16 protein-coding genes are annotated in these 17,542 nt (G+C 61.4%); 8 read left to right on the top strand and 8 right to left on the bottom strand.

The features are described 5' to 3' along the window. Positions 1-13: 13 nt before the first annotated feature. Positions 14-1,030, bottom strand: coding sequence for a LysR family transcriptional regulator (locus P0Y64_13350; protein WEK42369.1), 1,017 nt, complete (start codon positions 1,028-1,030; stop codon positions 14-16). A gap of 16 nt (positions 1,031-1,046) precedes the next feature. On the opposite strand from P0Y64_13350, the gene P0Y64_13345 reads away from it, so the two are divergent. Then, the gene (locus P0Y64_13345; protein ID WEK42368.1) at positions 1,047-1,907 is read left to right on the top strand and encodes a sterol desaturase family protein; all 861 of its coding nucleotides are present in this window, start codon (positions 1,047-1,049) and stop codon (positions 1,905-1,907) included. 131 nt (positions 1,908-2,038) lie between these two features. On the opposite strand, the gene P0Y64_13340 is transcribed toward P0Y64_13345, so the two are convergent. The 3 genes from P0Y64_13340 to P0Y64_13330 are packed head-to-tail and all read right to left on the bottom strand — an operon-like array spanning position 2,039 to position 5,279. Next, on the bottom strand, positions 2,039-3,220 hold the full coding sequence (locus tag P0Y64_13340) for a phosphotransferase (protein ID WEK42367.1): 1,182 nt from the start codon (positions 3,218-3,220) through the stop codon (positions 2,039-2,041). Continuing rightward, entirely contained in the window at positions 3,217-4,005 is a 789-nt protein-coding gene (locus P0Y64_13335) for an enoyl-CoA hydratase-related protein (protein ID WEK42366.1), read from the bottom strand. The genes P0Y64_13340 and P0Y64_13335 overlap by 4 nt, the downstream gene beginning before the upstream one ends. Next, positions 4,002-5,279 carry a MaoC family dehydratase N-terminal domain-containing protein gene (locus P0Y64_13330; GenBank protein ID WEK42365.1) on the bottom strand — a complete coding sequence of 426 codons (1,278 nt, stop codon included), beginning with the start codon at positions 5,277-5,279 and terminating at the stop codon, positions 4,002-4,004. Before P0Y64_13330 ends, P0Y64_13335 begins: the two co-directional genes overlap by 4 nt. 98 nt (positions 5,280-5,377) lie before the next feature. Between P0Y64_13330 and P0Y64_13325 the strand changes: the two genes are divergently transcribed. After that, on the top strand, positions 5,378-6,871 hold the full coding sequence (locus P0Y64_13325; protein WEK42364.1) for a class I adenylate-forming enzyme family protein: 1,494 nt from the start codon (positions 5,378-5,380) through the stop codon (positions 6,869-6,871). A gap of 501 nt (positions 6,872-7,372) precedes the next feature. On the opposite strand, the gene P0Y64_13320 is transcribed toward P0Y64_13325, so the two are convergent. The 4 genes from P0Y64_13320 to P0Y64_13305 are packed head-to-tail and all read right to left on the bottom strand — an operon-like array spanning position 7,373 to position 11,295. After that, a complete protein-coding gene (locus tag P0Y64_13320) occupies positions 7,373-8,803 on the bottom strand; it encodes an aldehyde dehydrogenase family protein (protein WEK42363.1) in 1,431 nt (476 codons plus the stop codon). Beyond that, complete coding sequence (locus tag P0Y64_13315; protein ID WEK42362.1) at positions 8,800-9,714, bottom strand: polysaccharide deacetylase family protein; 915 nt, start codon at positions 9,712-9,714, stop codon at positions 8,800-8,802. Before P0Y64_13315 ends, P0Y64_13320 begins: the two co-directional genes overlap by 4 nt. Further along, a complete protein-coding gene (locus P0Y64_13310; protein WEK42361.1) occupies positions 9,704-10,615 on the bottom strand; it encodes a polysaccharide deacetylase family protein in 912 nt (303 codons plus the stop codon). Before P0Y64_13310 ends, P0Y64_13315 begins: the two co-directional genes overlap by 11 nt. Continuing rightward, entirely contained in the window at positions 10,615-11,295 is a 681-nt protein-coding gene (locus P0Y64_13305; protein ID WEK45052.1) for an isochorismatase family protein, read from the bottom strand. Before P0Y64_13305 ends, P0Y64_13310 begins: the two co-directional genes overlap by 1 nt. A gap of 214 nt (positions 11,296-11,509) precedes the next feature. Here P0Y64_13305 and P0Y64_13300 point away from each other — a divergent pair, with 214 nt between their 5' ends. Genes P0Y64_13300 through P0Y64_13275 form a run of 6 tightly spaced genes read left to right on the top strand, consistent with a single transcriptional unit; the run spans position 11,510 to position 17,459 of the window. After that, positions 11,510-12,937, top strand: a complete 1,428-nt coding sequence (locus P0Y64_13300) for an alpha/beta fold hydrolase (protein ID WEK42360.1) — start codon at positions 11,510-11,512, stop codon at positions 12,935-12,937. 24 nt (positions 12,938-12,961) lie between these two features. Beyond that, positions 12,962-13,462: a DUF3598 domain-containing protein gene (locus P0Y64_13295; GenBank protein ID WEK42359.1), complete on the top strand. Its 501-nt coding sequence runs from the start codon at positions 12,962-12,964 to the stop codon at positions 13,460-13,462. Between the two features lie 40 nt (positions 13,463-13,502). Beyond that, on the top strand, positions 13,503-14,837 hold the full coding sequence (locus P0Y64_13290) for a 3-isopropylmalate dehydratase large subunit (GenBank protein ID WEK42358.1): 1,335 nt from the start codon (positions 13,503-13,505) through the stop codon (positions 14,835-14,837). Continuing rightward, the gene (gene leuD, locus P0Y64_13285; GenBank protein WEK42357.1) at positions 14,834-15,451 is read left to right on the top strand and encodes a 3-isopropylmalate dehydratase small subunit; all 618 of its coding nucleotides are present in this window, start codon (positions 14,834-14,836) and stop codon (positions 15,449-15,451) included. Before P0Y64_13290 ends, leuD begins: the two co-directional genes overlap by 4 nt. After that, positions 15,448-16,377: a hydroxymethylglutaryl-CoA lyase gene (locus P0Y64_13280; GenBank protein ID WEK42356.1), complete on the top strand. Its 930-nt coding sequence runs from the start codon at positions 15,448-15,450 to the stop codon at positions 16,375-16,377. Before leuD ends, P0Y64_13280 begins: the two co-directional genes overlap by 4 nt. Further along, positions 16,374-17,459, top strand: coding sequence for a CoA transferase (locus P0Y64_13275; protein ID WEK42355.1), 1,086 nt, complete (start codon positions 16,374-16,376; stop codon positions 17,457-17,459). The genes P0Y64_13280 and P0Y64_13275 overlap by 4 nt, the downstream gene beginning before the upstream one ends. Positions 17,460-17,542 lie beyond the last annotated feature (83 nt).

The raw sequence follows: 17,542 nt of genomic DNA, 5'->3' as shown, positions 1-17,542 counted from the left end.
CATAGAACTCCGATCAGCGGTGAGGGCCTTCACGAAGCGCAGTCTTGCGCGAATGAACGCCCTCCGCTTGCCTGGGCGTCGCCACAGCGCCTTCGGAAGTTCCGGAAGCGAACCAGCGCTCTCGAAGCAAGCGTTCGAACGCCGATGCGAGACGTTCCGCCAAGGGAGACGGATCCCGCGCAGCTAATCGCACGATCGCGATACTGGCGACCCAATCGCGTACCGCGGGAACATCGAGAACGACAAGGCGCCCACTTGCGATCTGCGCCGCCACCGCCGGTTCCATCGCAAGCAGCACCCCATCGCTTGCAGTGACCAGATCGACCAAGGTCGACAGCTGTTCGCAATGTATTTGCCCCGCGCGACTGCGCATTGTCTCGCGTAGCGCCGAATCGTCGGACCCGGCCGATGTTGGCAGATTAGGCGATGCTAACGGAAACCGCGTCAGCGTTTCCGTATCGACACCGATGCATCCGGCCAGCGGATGATCGGGGCGAACATAGTAACGGATCGCCGCCTCACCAATCGTTCGCAACCGTAATACGGGATGCCTCCGCGCTATTGATCCGTCAGCAACGAAGAAATCGAGCTCCTCCGAAAGCAAGCGATCAATGAGCGATTCGACTGGCAAGACATGAACTTGCAGTCTCATCTGCTGCATCGGCTGCCATTGATCCCGCAGAAAAGGGGCGAGAAAATCCGCAAACATCGGGCCAACGCCGATTCTTGCCAATCCCGCTTCCGCACCGGCGAGATGGCTGGCGTGCTCGACAAGTCGTACCGCATGACGCAACAGGATGCGCGCTTGCGAAACGATCTCCGCACCAGCGTTGGTCGTAGCGACACCGGCCGCAGTACGGCGGAACAACTCGATCCCAAATTCCTGCTCCAGCGCCTGGATGCTGCGGCTGAGCGCTGGCTGCGAAATATGAAGCAAAGCAGCAGCGGCGGTGAACGAGCCACTGTCCGCGAGCCCCACCGCGTGACGAAGTCTCTTGAGATCCATAAAGTTAATATGCGCAGCATGCATATTATAAGCAACAAATATGCATTGGAAATATGATGCAGCGGCTGTGATTGTCTTCCCGAAAGGAATGCCAATGCAGCCGCAATATCTGATTCTCGCCCTCGTCGTCGGCATCCTCATTGCCGAGATCTCGACCGGCCGGCATCGCAAGGTTCACCGGCGGCAGGACTTTTTCATGATTGGCGCCGTGATTGCCTCAACTCAGGTAACCCGCATCGCAATGGCGTGGCTAACCGCCACAATCATCGGCTTGCTTATTCCCGCGTACAAGGGAGCGTTGGCGGGATCACCGATTATTCCCAGCTTCCTCACGCTGCTGTTCCTCGCTGAATTCCTGCAATATTGGATCCACCGCACAGCGCACAATCCGGTTCGCCACCCAATCTTACATGGGATGCATCGGACACATCACAGCGCACCATATGTAAATGTCACGCTGATGTATCGGACCAACCTGGTCTGGCCGCTGGTCCATAGCTACACATGGATCGCTGCGGCCGGTTTCTACCTCGGCATGATCCAAGCCACGACGATATTCTACGTCACGATCATGGCGTGGAATGCGCTGACCCACAGCGATTGGCGTTGGGATGATGCGATCATCGCCCATGTTCCGGGCGGGCGGCACATGATTACCGCGCTGGAGTGGATCCTCATCACCCCGCGGATCCACCACGCGCATCATGGCTACGGTCGCGATGGGACCGCCTATCGCAACTTCTGTACGATGGTGAGCATTTACGACCGATTGTTCGGAACGCTTCACACCCCCGCCCAGCGACCATGGCGTTATGGGCTCCCCGGGGGCGAGCATGCGTGGTGGCGGCAGCTGCTATATCCGCTCGTCCCGCTTGGCATCGCCCGCAAGCGCGATCACTGATCGGAATGCTCCATGGTCCCGCGGCGTCTGAAGTCACGCATATAGGTCTTTAGTCAACCGCGCGACAAGCGCCACGCCGCCCCGCACTTTACGACACGCAGAATCCAGAACTCGGGCCCGCGTTAATCCCCTCAGAGTTCGCCGTTGGCGATCACGGTCGCCAACAGCTCTCCGACATCGCGATCGATCATTGCGCCGATCCGTGACTGAAGGCTGCGCTCAAGCCCGCTCGCAGCATGGCCATAGCCGCCATGCGCGATCGTCTTCATCACAGCGTCCATGCTGTCGAGCGTGAGCAACGAGAGGTCACGCCACCCCTTTTCGCGATCGAGGTGGATGCCGCGCCGATCGAGTTCGTCGCAATAATGATTGAACAATCCACGCTCCTGCACGCGGCGTTCGTCATCCGACAATGCCGAAAGCATGAAATAACCAAGATCGCGCAACCCCGGCCCGCGAAAGATCACCTGCCAGTCGAACAGGCCGGCGCTGCCATCGGGTTTGGCGTAGGTGTTGCCGAGGTGGCTGTCGCCGTGCAGCAATGTGGCGGGCAGGCGATCCCAATAATCGTAAACCTCCAGATCGTGCATCGACCACAGCTCAAGCGTATCACGAACGGACGCGGGCAGATTCAGCCCGCGATCGCTCGCCAGAAACGCCTTGCGCGCGTGAACAAACGAACGGCGGTGCCACGCCGCGCCCAGTTTGCGCGTGCGCGGTCTTACCCATGAAAGATCGCGATCAAAGCGATCGGATTGCCAGAACCGCGCATGTAGCGTGGCAAGCGCCGTCACCACCGCTCGCGCATGTTCAGGCGTACAATGATCCTTACTCCAGAACGGACGGCACCCGCTCGCTTCCAGATCGCCGACTACCAGCAGGAAGCGTCCGCCTGGGTAACTCCGCCCGAACCACCCACGCGGCGCGATCATCGACACTTCGGGCTGAACCTCGGCGTAGAAGCGCACTTCATGCTCAGCCATGTGGAGCATCGCGAGGGTCTCGCGTAGATACGGTCCGTCCGGCGTTGCTTTGACGAAGACCGAACCGGGCAGCCCGGCAGCTGCCCCAACGTCATTCCATTCCAGCCGCCACTTCCGGCGCTCCGTCATGCCGTCGTGTTCAGCCTCGACCACGAGATCGGTGAGCGCGGCGCCGGGTATATGGCCGCCGATCTCCGCATCGACGAACTCCCGGGTCACATGCTCTGAAAGATACGCCCCATCGATCGCGAGATCGGCATGCGCCAGCACGATGTCCGCCGCCTCGAGCGACGCCAGGGCATGAGCGTGCAGTGCGGGGGTGTCGATCATGCTTTCTGTCCCTGCGTGGCTTTCCAGATCGCCGCCGTAGCCTGTGTGGAGAGGGTCATATTGAGCGCCTCGTGATCGAGCGCCGCCTCGAATACACCATCCTCCGCCAGATTCAGGTTCGCCTTCATATAACGAAACCCCATGCGCGGCCCGTCGGCGAGCCGGCGCGCGGCCTTCATCGTCTCCGCCGCAAGGTCACCGTCCGTAAACAAGCGAGTGTAGATCCCCTTGGCGAACGCCTCCTGCGCCGACAGCTTCTCGCCCAGGAGGAACAACTCGCGCGCCGCGCCGGTGCCGAGAATCTTGGTCCAAAACCACGTCGATCCGAAGTCGCCGCCAGCGCCGATGCGATCGAACGCGGTTAGGAAGGTCGCGCTTTCGGCGGCGAAGCGGAGGTCGCACGCACCGGCGATACCGATCCCCGCGCCGGCGACCGGGCCGTTGACCATCGCTATCGTCGGCTTGGGCATCTCATGGAGCAGTCGTGCTGTTTCCATAAACCCGCGCAGGCGGGTGAAGCCCTGTTCCGTGCGCGCGCCGCTATCGCGATTGGGTGGTACGACGGCACGGTCGCCACCGCCGTCTTTTAGGTCGCCTCCTGAACAGAAACCCCTCCCCGCGCCCGTCACGATCAGGCAGCCCACGCTCTGATCGCGCGCCGCATCCGCGCACGCATCGGCGAGCGGACCCATCAGCGCCGCGTTGAGCGCATTAAGCCGATCCGGCCGGTTCAGGGTGATGGTGCGGACGCCAGCATCGTCCGCGATCAGCAGTTCTTCGCTCATTTGCCTGACAATTCCCAATGGCGCGCCATCATCTGCGCGGCTTTCTCCGCCAGCTCCTGCGGCACCTCGGGATAGAGCGGAAACGGCTGGCTTTTGGACGGCAGCGCGATCGTCGCGGTGCCGCGCACCGTTTCTTCGCCGCGCTGATTGACGAATTTCACGGCGACATCGACCAGATTGCGGCCGTCCTCCACCCGCTTCGACAGCACTTGCCCCGTAATCGTCTGAAGGTCGCCCATGTAATTGAATTTACGGATTTCATCATGAACGTGGACAACGACCCCATTGTCCCCGGCCCAGTCCGAAAGGAAATGAAACAGATAGTTTTCGCGCATCACGCCGTAATCATAAGCCATCGGATTACCGATCGCCTGCGCCCATTTCGGATCCCAGTGCAGCCGCTGCGCGACATCGGGAATGCCATGCTCGTTCTTGATATAGAATGCGGGTATGCGCTTGCGGTTCTTATAGGCCAGCCGGCCAACCGTAGGCGCATAGGGCACAAAGCCATAACCGCCAGCGTGGAAGCAGATCACATCGGTCACGGTCAACGGCCCCTTGGCCATCTTGCCGATCGCGTCGCCTACCGCGACATCCTCGAACCAACGCTTGCCCGCACCAAGCACCTGCTCGTCTGCGTAAATCGCATCGATCGCAGCGATATCGTCATCGGTGTAGGTCTGCGGCTCGATAGCGGCATATTTGCCTTTCTTCGCCGCTGTCTTACGTTCGGTCAGCACACTCAGGATGCGATAGACGGCGACCACCTCCCCGCGCTGGTTGACCTTCACATCGCGGCGAACCTTGATCACCGAACGTCCGGCGAACTCGCTCTGTTTGACCTCACAGCTTTCGTCGCCGTTAAAACTGTAAATCGTATCGCCCGGACGAACCGGACGATAGAAATCCCATGTCGAACCGGAAACGAACACATGGACGCCTTTGAATAGGCTCTTGCGCAACCGTTTGACTTCATCCGGAACAGGATCCCCTTTCATCGGGGTGTTTATCTGCGCAACCATCATCCCGGGCGCGATCACCCCACCCCAACGCGTGCCGCGCGCATAATCCGGATTGCAGAACAACGGATTGTCGTCGCCACAGCCGTGCGCGAAATTGCGGATATTATCCTCGGTCGCGGACTGGAGGTATTCGCGGGTGGACGCTGCCTGATCGAATCCGAGGAGCTGCCGCTGGCGCTCGATGTCCTCGTCCGTGATCGAGTAATCGACCGCTTTCCGCCACTCCTCGGATTCAAGAATATTCGTGGCCACTCACCCTCTCCCTTGATCGTCTTGTATAACTAGGTAATGTACGATGACACCATCGCGCAAGAGCGATCTGCCAGATTGAAGGGTTTCGGGGGCAATAGATGACAAGCAAGGTCCAGCGTATCAGCGATGCCCTGAAGGTGCGCGCCGAACATCAACGCGACGAGATCGCGCACGACGACGTACGACGGGCAATCACCTTTGCGGAATGGGATCGGGAAGCTGACGAAGTCGCCGGCGGCCTTGCCGCTGCAGGCCTGGTGTCGGGCGATCGCGTATTCCTGCCAATTAGCAACGCGAATGCGGTGGAAATGGCGATTGCGGTATTCGCGGTGTTCCGCGCCGGGGGGATTGCGGTGCCCATCAACACCCGCTTCTCGGCCAAGGAAGTGCGTGACTATGCAGCGCTGATCGAACCTCGCTTCGCGATCACGGACATTCCCGAACTCGTCAATGAACTAGGGCTCTGCCAGGTCTGGGATACAGATGCGATGCCGCGCGACATCGCTGCGCTACCAGATCAAGCGTCGCTCGACCCCACCGCCGATGCCGAGATCCTCGCAACCTCGGGAACGACGGGAAAGATCAAAGGAGTGGTCGTCTCCCACCCTGATTTAATGACCGGCATCACCGGCACCAACATGGATCGATCACGTTCAACGCTCCACGCGCTGCCGCTGACCGGATCGGGCGGCAATCTGGGCATCGTCATGCTGCCCGCGCGAGGGGGGGCAACTGCTTATACCCAGCCTAAATTCGACCCCAAGGGCTTCCTGGAACTGGTGCGTGAGAAACGGCCAAACCTCGTCTACCTCGTGCCGTCGATGCTACGGCTGATCCTCGACCATCCGGAAGTCGGCAATTACGATTTCGCCGGCGTGCGCTATTTGATGACAGGAACCGCGCCGTTGCCAAACGACTCGGTTGTTCGCGCGCTGAAGCTTTGGCCGCATGTCAGAATGCGCAATAGCTACGGTATGTCCGAAGGCGGCGTCGGCCTTGGCACATCGAGCCAGGAGCAAGTGCTGAAGCCCGGTTGCGTCGGACGATTGCCAGCCAATATGCAGATTCGCGACGAGGACGGTGTGGTGATTACCGAAACGGGCGTGATAGGCGAAATATACGGCTTCCAGAAACACGCACGTCGTTATTGGCGGGACGAGGAAGCAACTGCCGCGGCGTTCCGGGGGGGCTGGACCAAGACCGGCGATCTTGGGTTCGTCGACGCGGAGGGCGATCTCATCATCTGTGGACGTTCGAAAGAACTGATTATCCGTGGCGGATACAACATCACCCCGCTCGAAGTCGAAACGGTACTTCACCAGCATCCAGCGGTGAAGGACGCCGCCGTGGTGGGGATCGACCATCCGGTACTCGGCGAAGACATCGGGGCGGCGATCACGCTCGCGACCGGGACGAAGGTTAACGAGCAGGAATTGGCGGATTTCTGCCGCGAACACCTTGCGGACAACAAGGTGCCCCGAACGATCCTGATCCTCGATGCCCTGCCTCACAACCCGAACGGCAAGGTGCTGAAACGTGAATTGAAGCCCTTGCTTGAGGCACTAGCTCAGACACGAAGGCGCAGTTCCTAAACCAGCCGTACGGCGAACCGCTCCTATTGTGCTGGAAGGGATTATCACCAACGTCCCCGCAAGGGCGGCTCTGAACTGGCCGCGATGTCTGATCCGATTGCGCAGTTATCCCGCAACACGATTCGGAAATATCTGCGGGCGGACGCGACCGCGCCTCGGTTCCAGGTGCGGGAGCGGCCGAGCAAGCTCGACCAGTCTATCGAGCGACTGACGACCTAGCTGAAGGCGGAGATGTGGTCTCGGACGAAGCGCCCCTCAGGCATATCCTGCACCTGGACTCGCTTCGGAAAAGTGGAGAGTTTCCTTGAGGCGGGAGGCGAACTCGATGACGATGCTAGGAGCATAGCTCGTCCTCAATCTCGCTGGAACGCAAACGATGGCCGCGCGGGCGGACCGAGGCAGAAATTCGGTTTTCCGTGATTTTCGGCGAGGTTTTGTCATGTGATTACGATGATCGGCGCGCCCACAAAATTGCTGACGCGCCGATATCAGTGGCCAGCATCAGCCGCCCAGCGCTTCCTCCGAATATGCCGCAAGCGGCAACGCGTCGCCCGACTGACGGATAATCGCCTGCTTGCGCAGGAACCGCAAAAGCCCGCTATCTCCCATCCGAGACGGCCCGAGCCCACTTTTACCGAAGCTCGATTTCTCTGCCTCCCAAACAAGTCCGGTCAGCGATCCATCGTTGATCGAGACCCCGCCGGCCCTGAGCCTTACAGCCACCGCTTCGGCTTCCTCGACACTGCCCGCGATCACCGCAGCTGACAGCCCGAATATGCCGTCATTCGCCTGGGCCACCGCCTCATCGATGATGTCGAACACGGTCACCGGAATCACCGGGCCGAACGTTTCCTCAGCCATCACCGCCATGTCGGGCGTAACATCGACCAGCACGGTCGGCCGCAGATATTTGCCGCCGCCCAACGTCTCAACCTCGCCGCCCGTCAGTATCCGGGCTCCCCTGGACCTCGCGTCGGCGATTTGCGCCTGCACTATCTCCGCCTGACGCGCGAAGATGAATGGGCCGATATCCCCCTTGCCGATATCGGGATAATTGAGCCGCGCGGCCCGCGCCTTTTCGACCAGCGCCGCAACGAAAGGTTCAGCGATAGCACGCGCGACATAGATGCGCTCAATCGACTGGCACGCCTGCCCGGTGTTGAGCACGGAGGCCCGCAACGCAGTTTCCGCCGCGCGCACCGGATCGGCGCTGGCGAGGATAAGCATCGGATCCTTGCCACCCAGTTCCAGGCTGGCCGGAATGAACGCGCGCGCCGCCGCTTCGCCAACCTTGCGCCCGGTGGGAACCGATCCGGTGAAGGCAACGAAATCGATATGATCGATCATTACCGCCCCTGTCGCGCCATCCCCCTCGATCAGCGCAAGCACGGAGGCGAGCGCCGGCACTTCCGCTATCGCCATCATCAGTGGCCGGATGAAGCGCGGAGTTACCTCCGACGGCTTGATGATGACCGCGCACCCGGCTGCCAACGCCGGGATCGCGTCGATCAGCGCAAGCGTCAGCGGAAAATTCCACGGACTGATCACACCAATCAATTGATAGGGCACCAGCCGGGTGGAGGTGGTGATCGTGGGAATGCCGGTCGGCCGGTCCCTCACCTCCGCCGCAGCGAGGACGCTCTGCGCGCTGTCCGCCCAGCGAAGCAACGCGCGCGTCATCGCATCGACCTCGATGACCGAGATTGCGAAACGGCCGGTATCTGCGGCGAGCGCCGCGATCAGCGCGTCCCGGTGCCTCCCCATCGCGCCAGCCAGTGCCCTGAGCGCATCGCAACGCGCCTCGATCGATGCCGCCCACATCGGTTGCGCCGCGCGCAGATTTCCAGCCAGAGCGGCGATCGCGACCGCATCGAGCGGTTCGATCCAATAATCCGCCTCCCCGGTACGTGGATTCACGACTGGCAGGCTCATTGTTGCGCATCCCATTGCTTCACGATTTCCCCACCGGTGGCAAACCACGCCCCGGATCGCGCCGACAGGCTTTCCAGCAATGCTTCAAGCGCGGCGATCCGATAGGGTAGCCCCATGATATAAGGCGTAATATGGATCGGCAGCATACGGCCGCCATATGTCTTAGCCTCCGCCGCCAGCCAGTCGAACGCATCGATCATCTGCTGGCCGTAGCTGTCCGCCGATTGCTGCTGCACCGTGATGATCTGGCGATCCGATAGTTCGTGGTTGAGCGGCAGATTGATGAGGCCGTTGGCAAACCGCCACGGCAACTCGTCGTTCACCCAGTCGCACGTATAGCTGAGGCCGGCCTCCTGTAGCAGATCGGGCGTGCGCCAGCTTTCCGAACGCGCGATCGACAGCCAGCCGCTTGGCCGCGTGCCGGACACCGCCTCAAGCGATGCCAAGGAACGGGCAATCAACGCGCGCTCCGCATCCTCAGGCAAAGTGCTGGCGATGGTTCCGTTCATATCGGTCGAATGAGCGATGATTTCATGCCCATCCGCAACGATATCCGCGATTATCTGCGGATAGCGTTCCGCGATCGCTCCGTTGGTGGCGATCGAGGCTTTCACCCCGGCCTTCCGGAAAGCATCGAGCAGCCGGTAAAAGCCAATCCGCGTGCCATATTCGCGCGCCGTATAATGGCGGTAGTCCGGATAGCTGGTTTGCATATGCCCCGGCGCACGGAAGGGTGCGTCCGATGGAATCATCGGAAACCATTCAAGGCTGACGCACAGCCAAATCGCGACTGATTTGCCGCCCGGCCACGCCACCGGCTTGCGATCGAAGATCGACGACCAGCGATAGAGATCATGGTCATATCCCTCGCGACGCTTGGAATATTCGAGATAAGCGGGATCAAGCGCCATGGGCGGCCTCCGCATAATGATGCTGGGAATAATGATCGGCGATCTCGCCGGCACGCGCGATCCACGCTCGGCCGTCCGCCGCAATATGGCGCAACACCTCGGCGAACGGGCCGATCCGATGCGGCTGGCCGATCAAATAGGCATGAAGCGGAATGCACATCACTGTGCCCGATTGCTCGCCTTCCTCGGCCAATCGCTCATATTGGCGGATCAGCGTGTCGGCATATTCGCGGGGCGACATATTGTAGACGAAGAAACCGTAGTGATCGTTGACTTCAAGGCTGTACGGGATCGAGATCAGCCGGCCCGATTTGACCTTCACCGGCTGCGGCTGATCGTCGTGATAGAGATCGCAAGTATAATCGAGGCCATATTCCGCAATCAGATCGAGCGTGCGCGGCGTGTGCGTCAGCGCCGGCGCCAGCCAGCCACGGATGGTCTGCCCGGTAGCTTCACGGACCGTCCTGATCGAATCCTCGATGATCGCGCGTTCCTGGCGCTCATCCATGCCGTAGGTGTAACGCGTGTTGTAGATGCCATGGCTGAAGAACTCCCAGCCACGCTCATTGGCATCGCGCACCACATCCGGATGATGCTGGCACAAGGCCACCGACAGCGACACCGATCCGGGAAAGCCATATTTCGACATCGCCTCGGCCATGCGCCAGTGCGACACGCGGTTGGAATGATCGCGATGTGCATAACCAACCACATCGGGATGCGGTTTAGCCCAGCTCTTGCGGTTCGGATGCGCCGGCGGGTCGATCTCATAATATTCAAGGTTCGGCGCGACCCACACCGCGACCTTCTTCCCGCCCGGCCAGCTGATTTTCGCGCGACCGCGATAGGGTGAGAAATCATAAAGGCCTGGGTCGGCGAGTTGGATATCGGCGTCGACCATCAGCGCGCCTCCAGCCAATCGATCACCGTCTGGACCGGCTCGACGTCCGCATATTTGAGTTGCAGGTCGGTCAGGTTCGCGAAGTGGTAGCTCTCATGCTTGTCGGCGCAGGTTTCGATCGGAACGATCGCACGAAAGCCATAGGCCAGCGCGTCCACGGCGGTTGCGCGGACACAACCGGACGTGCTGCCCCCCGTCACCACCACGGTATCGACCTTGTGCCAGCGCAAATAGCTGTTGAGCGGCGTTTCGAAAAAGGCCGACGGCATGCGCTTGGTATATTGAAGGTCGTCGGGATCGATCTCGCAGCGGGGGTCGTAAGCGTGCCGTTCGCTGCCGTATTTGATGTTCTGGAGCGAATCAGGTGTGTTGGTGCGCGTGCCCCAGATCCCGGCGTCCGCCGCATCCTCCTTATAGCCCACCCTGCTCCAGATCACCGGCATGCCGCGCTCTCGCGCCAGCCGCGATATCCGGTTGGTGTATTCGATCTGAGCCGGATCGGTCTCATAAGCGGTCTTGAACAGATCGGTGCGGGTATAGGCCTGCTGAAAATCGACGTTCACGATCGCCAGTTTGTCGCCAAAGCCGAATTTGTTGCGCGCCGGATTGGCCATCACCTCTTCGAAAATCTGACGGGCGGTCTTGCCATCGCAGACCATCCTCGTGCCGATCAGCGTCATCATCGAAACTCCTGCGAAAATCTGATTCGCACACTAGTAGGCAAAAAAAACACTTGTCGAGCGGAATTTGTCCGGACAAATTGAAGGCATGTCGATCACTCGCCACTTCGTCCACGTCCGGGAACGCCGCGTCCATTATCGCAAGGCTGGTTCCGGGCCGCCCCTTTTGATGGTGCATCAAAGCCCACGAAGCTCAGCGGAATATGAGCCGCTGATGCTGAAATGGGCGGAGCATTTCACCTGCATCGCCCCAGACACTCCCGGGTTCGGCCAGTCGGATCCATTGCCGGGCGAGCCCGATATCGAGGCGTTTGCCGGGGCGCTGATCGAGTTGCTCGACGCGCTCGGTATCGATCGAACCGCAGCTTATGGTTTCCATTCCGGCGGCATCATCCTGGTGAGCGCGGTCAAACGGCATCCCGAACGATTCACCACGCTGGCGACGGGCGGCTACGCAATATGGACGCCGGAGGAGATGGCGATCTTCGATCGCGATTACCTGCCTCCGTTCCAGCCAAGCCCTTACGGCGAGCATCTTACCTGGCTCTGGAACCGTATCATCGAGCAAACCTGGTTCTTCCCCTGGTTCGACGTGCGCGACGGCGCACGGATCAGCGTGGCACACGACGATCCGATCAAGACCGACGCGGTGATCCGCGACATGCTAGACAGCGGGGATGCTTATCGCGCGGGCTATGGCGCGGTGTTGCGCGCGCCGCGTGACATTCCGGCCCCTGATGCCCCGACGATTCCAGTGTTGATCGCCGCCTATAACGGCGACCCTTTGCAGGCGCATATCGCTCGGCTCGGCACGCTACCGCCAAGCTGGCAAGCTCAGGCGGTCGCCACTCCAGCGGCCCTTGAAGCAGCCTGCCTCGCACATCTGCGCGCGGCCCCGGCCGCCGCCACGCCCACCTTGAGGGAAAGCAGCAATGGCGGGTTCGTCCATATCGCCTGCAACGGCTTCGATGGACTGATCCACTGGCAGGGCGATCCCGCCGCGGAGACCGTTCTATTGCACGCGCCGGGCCGGGCGGCGGACCTGTTCGAAACGAACGACTCGCTCGCAATCGATCTCCCCGGTCACGGCCTGTCCGATGATTGGCAGGCTGGCTTCTCAGCTGCCCTCGACGATTGGAGCGCGGTAACCGCCGCAGCAATTACGGCCATTAGTAAGGCACACCACCCGCTCATCATCGGCGAAGGCCTGTCGGCCCTGCTCGCGGCAGCCGTTTCGCGTGGGATCGCCACCGGCGGATGGGGGGCGGTAGCGGCGCATATCCCGCTCACCGAGCAATCCGAAGATTGGTGCCAGCGCGCCATCCCCGATCAAACGCCCGATCGTCACGGCACCTATCTCAACGCAGCGTGGGGCGCGGTGCGCGCGGCGCATTTCTTTTGGCCCTGGTTCGAAGCGAAGGCAGCCAACGCCATCCCTTTCGCGGCAGAAGAAATTGCGCCTGCGGCGCTGGCCACCGAGCATCACAGCATGATCCGCGCACGCGCCGGCCGCGCGCTGCTCGCCGTGCTGCTCGCCGCCAATCGCGACGCGCTGATGGCGGAGACGACCACACCGATCCGCTGGGACACCGCAGACTGGGCAAAAAAACGCGCCGATATCTGGTCACCATCCGGTCGATAGGCCGGAATAAGAGGAGAGAGTCGAATGAGTATCCGGGAAGATATGCCGCTGCTGGCCCGCCACGAAGGCGTGTGGGATGGCGTTTACACCTATTACAATGCAGCCGGCGAGAAGATCGACCAGCACACGTCCCGCCTGTTCTGCCGTTTCCCCGCCGGTGGCGAATTTCCTTACCACCAGACCAATTACTACACCTGGGACGACGGGCGCACCGAAACACGCGATTTTCCGGCGGCCTATCACGACAAGCGCGTATGGTGGGACAATGATCTGATCAAAGGTTGGGCGGCCGAAGTCGGGCTCGACGAATATAGCCGTACCGTCATGCTCTATTGGCAGCGTCAGGGCGATCCCAGCCTGTACCTATATGAGATGATCCAGATTTCGGACGACGGCCAGTCGCGCTGCCGGACCTGGCATTGGATTCGCAACGGTTTGCTCGAAACGCGTACCGCGATCCAGGAAAAGCTGGTCAGCCGCGACTGGGCGGCGCTCGACAAGGAGATGGAGGCCGGTTCTGCCTGATCCGCAAACCCTGTTCGGAAAGATCTGGAACCGCCATGTCGTGGCCGACCTCACGGGTGGCGCGAACCTGATCGCGGTCGACCGGATCTTCCTGCACGAACGGACCGGCGCCGCCGCCCTCAACAGTCTGAGAGCGGCGAACCGGCCGGTTGCCGATCCCGCCCGCGTGTTCTGCGTGATGGATCATATCGTCGATACCCGCCCGGGCCGCAGCGACCAGACGCTGATGCCCGGCGGACAGGCGTTCATCACGGAAACGCGCGCGGCAACGGTCGCCGCCGGGATCACGTTGTTCGACGTGACGGATCGCGATCAGGGCATCGTCCACGTAATCTCACCCGAACTGGGAATCGTGCTGCCGGGTTGCACGTTGATCGCGCCGGACAGCCACACTTGCACTCAAGGAGCGTTCGGCGCGCTCGCCTGGGGGATCGGATCGTCCGAGGCGGAACATGCGATGGCAACCGGCACGCTACGCCTGCCACGTCCTCAGACCATGCGCGTGGCCTTCGACAATATGCTCGCGCCTGGGGTTACGCCCAAGGATATGATCCTGGCATTGATCGCAAAATACGGTGCCGGCGGTGGCAAGGGCTATGCGATCGAGTTCACTGGCGACGCCGTCACCGCGCTCGACATGGAAGGGCGCATGACGCTCTGCAACATGGCGACGGAATTCGCCGCGATGACCGGGATAATCGCGCCCGATGACAGGACCTTCGAGTGGATACGAGGTCGCCGCTACGCACCATCCGGAATTGTGCTTGAACAGGCGATCGCCGAATGGCGGACACTGGCATCCGATCCGGACGCCACATTCGATGCCGATATCGCGATCGACGCGTCGACAATCGAACCGATGATCAGCTGGGGCACCTCGCCCGAGCATAGCATAGGGGTGTCGAGGCACGTTCCTCTCAACCCGCCCCAGCAAGCCCTTGCTTATATGGGGTTGGAGGCGGGACAGGCGCTCATCGGTTTGCCGATCGACGCCGCTTTCATCGGCAGTTGCACCAACGGGCGCCTTTCCGACCTGCGCCGCTCTGCTGCGCTTCTGCGCGGCCGGCATGTCGCGCCCGGCGTGAAGGCGCTGGTCGTACCCGGCTCGATGAGCGTCCGCCGCGCCGCCGAGGCGGAGGGGCTGGACCGTATCTTCACCGACGCTGGCTTCGAATGGCGCATGAGCGGATGCTCAATGTGCTTCTATGCCGGGGGGGAGAGCTTTCCTGCCGGTTCGCGGGTGGTTTCATCCACCAATCGCAATTTCGAAGGGCGTCAGGGCCCCAATATCCGCACACATATCGCAAGCCCCGAAACAGTGGTCGCAAGCGCGATCGCCGGTCGCATCGCCGATCCACGGGAGTTGGCGCGATGACGCCATTCACCAGGCTTTCCAGCATCGCCGCGCCATTGATCCGGAATAATATCGATACCGATGCGATCATCCCGTCGCGCGAGATGAAAAGCACCGGCAAGACCGGGCTCGCCGACGGGCTGTTCGCGGCGTGGCGCTATCTGACACCCGGCGGCCGCGATCCAAATCCTGATTTCGTGCTCAATCAGGCACGATACGCTAACGCGCATATCCTGCTTGGCGGTCACAATTTCGGTTGCGGCTCTAGCCGGGAACACGCTGTGTGGGCCTTGGCCGAATATGGCATCCGCGCGGTGATCGCGCCGAGCTTCGCGCCGATCTTCGCCGGCAATTGTACCCGCAATGGCATTGTCCCCCTGGTGCTCGACGAGAGTGCCGTGGCAGCCATCGCAGTCGCCGATGACGTGGTGGCGATCGATCTGGCCCAACAAACGGTAAGCGTGGCCGCGGGCCACCAATGGCGGTTCGAGATCGGCGCGGAAGCCAAGGCGATGCTGCTGGAAGGTCTCGACGCCATCGACCTCACTTTCAAGTACCGCGCTGAGATCGCTGCGTTCCAGCGAACTGATCGTGCGGCGCGCCCCTGGATTTATCTCGGAGATACCAAATCATGAACCGCGTCCATATCAGCGAGGTCGGTCCTCGCGATGGCTTGCAAAGCATCGCCCGCGTGATGCCCCTTGCCGCCAAAAAGGCGTGGATTCTCGCTGAAGCTGCCGCCGGCGTCCCTGAAATCGAGGTGGGCAGTTTCGTTCCACCCTCTCTGCTGCCGCAAATGGCGGACACAGCGGAACTGGTTGCCTTTGCCAAAGAGATCGATGGATTGGCGGTCGCGGTGCTGGTTCCGAACCTCAAAGGGGCCGAGCGTGCGATCGCCGCAGGCGCGCAGAAGATTTCGATGCCCTTTTCGATGTCGGAAACACACAGTCTGAAGAACGTTCGCAAGGATCATGCTGGCGTGATCGCGGAAATTCGCGCCATCGCAGAGTTGGTCGCGGCGCAGCCGAACGCGACACGCCCACATTTCGAGATCGGTTTGGCCACCGCCTTCGGCTGCACGATCGAGGGACTGGTGAGCGAGGATAGTGTGACGCGCCTCGCCGCCGCCGCAATAGAGGCGGGCGCGGCCGAGGTCGGCCTTTCGGATACTACCGGCTATGCGAACCCCGCGCAGGTGAAACGGCTGGTGCGGCGGGTGAAGGCAGAGGTGGGCCAGCATAGGCTCAACACTCTGCACCTCCATAATACCCGTGGACTTGGCCTCGCCAACGCGCTGGCCGGATTGGAGGAAGGCATCACCACGCTCGACGCGTCGCTGGGCGGCCTGGGTGGCTGCCCGTTCGCGCCCGGCGCATCGGGCAATATCGTAACGGAGGATTTGGTCTTCATGCTTGAGGCCATGGGGTACGAAACCGGAATCGACCTGGAGAAGCTGCTAAAGGTCCGGGCGATCATCGCCGAGGCGCTGCCCGGCGAGCCGCTTTACGGCTTCACGCCCGATGCCGGCCTGCCGCTCGGTTTCGCGCAGGTCGCGGCATGACGGCCCCTACTCCGCTTGCCGGCCTGAAAGTCGTTGAATTTACCCATATGGTCATGGGACCGGCCGCCGGCGCGATCCTGGCCGCCCTTGGCGCGGAGGTTATCAGGGTCGAGCCGCCAGAAGGCGACAAGACCCGCACGCTGCTTGGGTCTGGTGCCGGCTATTTCCCGATGTACAACCGGCATAAGCAAAGCGTGCACCTCGACTTAAAGACAGTCGAGGGATTGGCCGCTGCCACGCAACTTGCGGTTGAAGCCGATATCGTGATCGAGAATTTCCGCCCCGGCGCGCTCGACAAACTCGGGCTCGATTATGCGACGCTGTCGGCGCTCAATCCGCGGCTTATCTATTGCTCGGCCAAAGGCTTCCTGCCCGGCCCTTATGAAAAGCGCACCGCATTGGACGAGGTCGCCCAGATGATGGGCGGGCTCGCTTACATGACCGGGCCACCCGGGCGGCCATTGCGCGCCGGCTCCAGCGTGATCGACGTGACCGGCGGAATGTTCGGCGTCATCGGCGTGCTCGCCGCGCTTGAGGAGCGTCATCGGACCGGCAAGGGCAAACTCATTCAGGCGTCGCTGTTCGAAACGACCGTCTATCTGGTCGGGCAGCACATGGCGCAACTCGCCGTCACCGGCAAAGCCGCCGACCCGATGCCGGTGCGCATTTCCGCCTGGGCAATCTACGACGTATTCGAAACCAAAGACGAACCGGTCTTCATCGGCGTCGTTACCGACGCACTATGGGAGAAGTTCTGCAAGCTATTCGGCCTCGATGAACTTTGGGCAGACGAAAGCTTGCGCAAGAATAACGAGCGTGTCCGTCAGCGCGAACGCATCCTGCCCCAAATCCGAACGCTGATCGCCGGCTTCGCCCGCGCCGAAATCGTCGAGCGGCTTGAGGGCACTGGCCTGCCGTTCGCGCCGATCGGCAAACCTGAGGATATGTTTGACGATCCGCATCTCAACGCATCCGGCGCACTGGAAACGGTGACACTCCCGGACGGTCGCGAAACACGGTTGCCGACCCTTCCAATCGCTTTCGACGGTGCGCTGGTTAGCCGACCGGCTAACCTGTCTTAGCCCGATCCCGGCTAATCCTATGGCATCCTGAATTGGCCGCAATGACCGATCCGACATTCGGATCGGCAGCGGCGCAGCCCTAT

The sequence above is a fragment of the Candidatus Sphingomonas colombiensis genome (genome assembly GCA_029202845.1).
Taxonomy (GTDB): Bacteria; Pseudomonadota; Alphaproteobacteria; order Sphingomonadales; family Sphingomonadaceae; genus Sphingomonas; species Sphingomonas colombiensis.
This window is presented reverse-complemented; position numbering and strand designations above follow the sequence as displayed.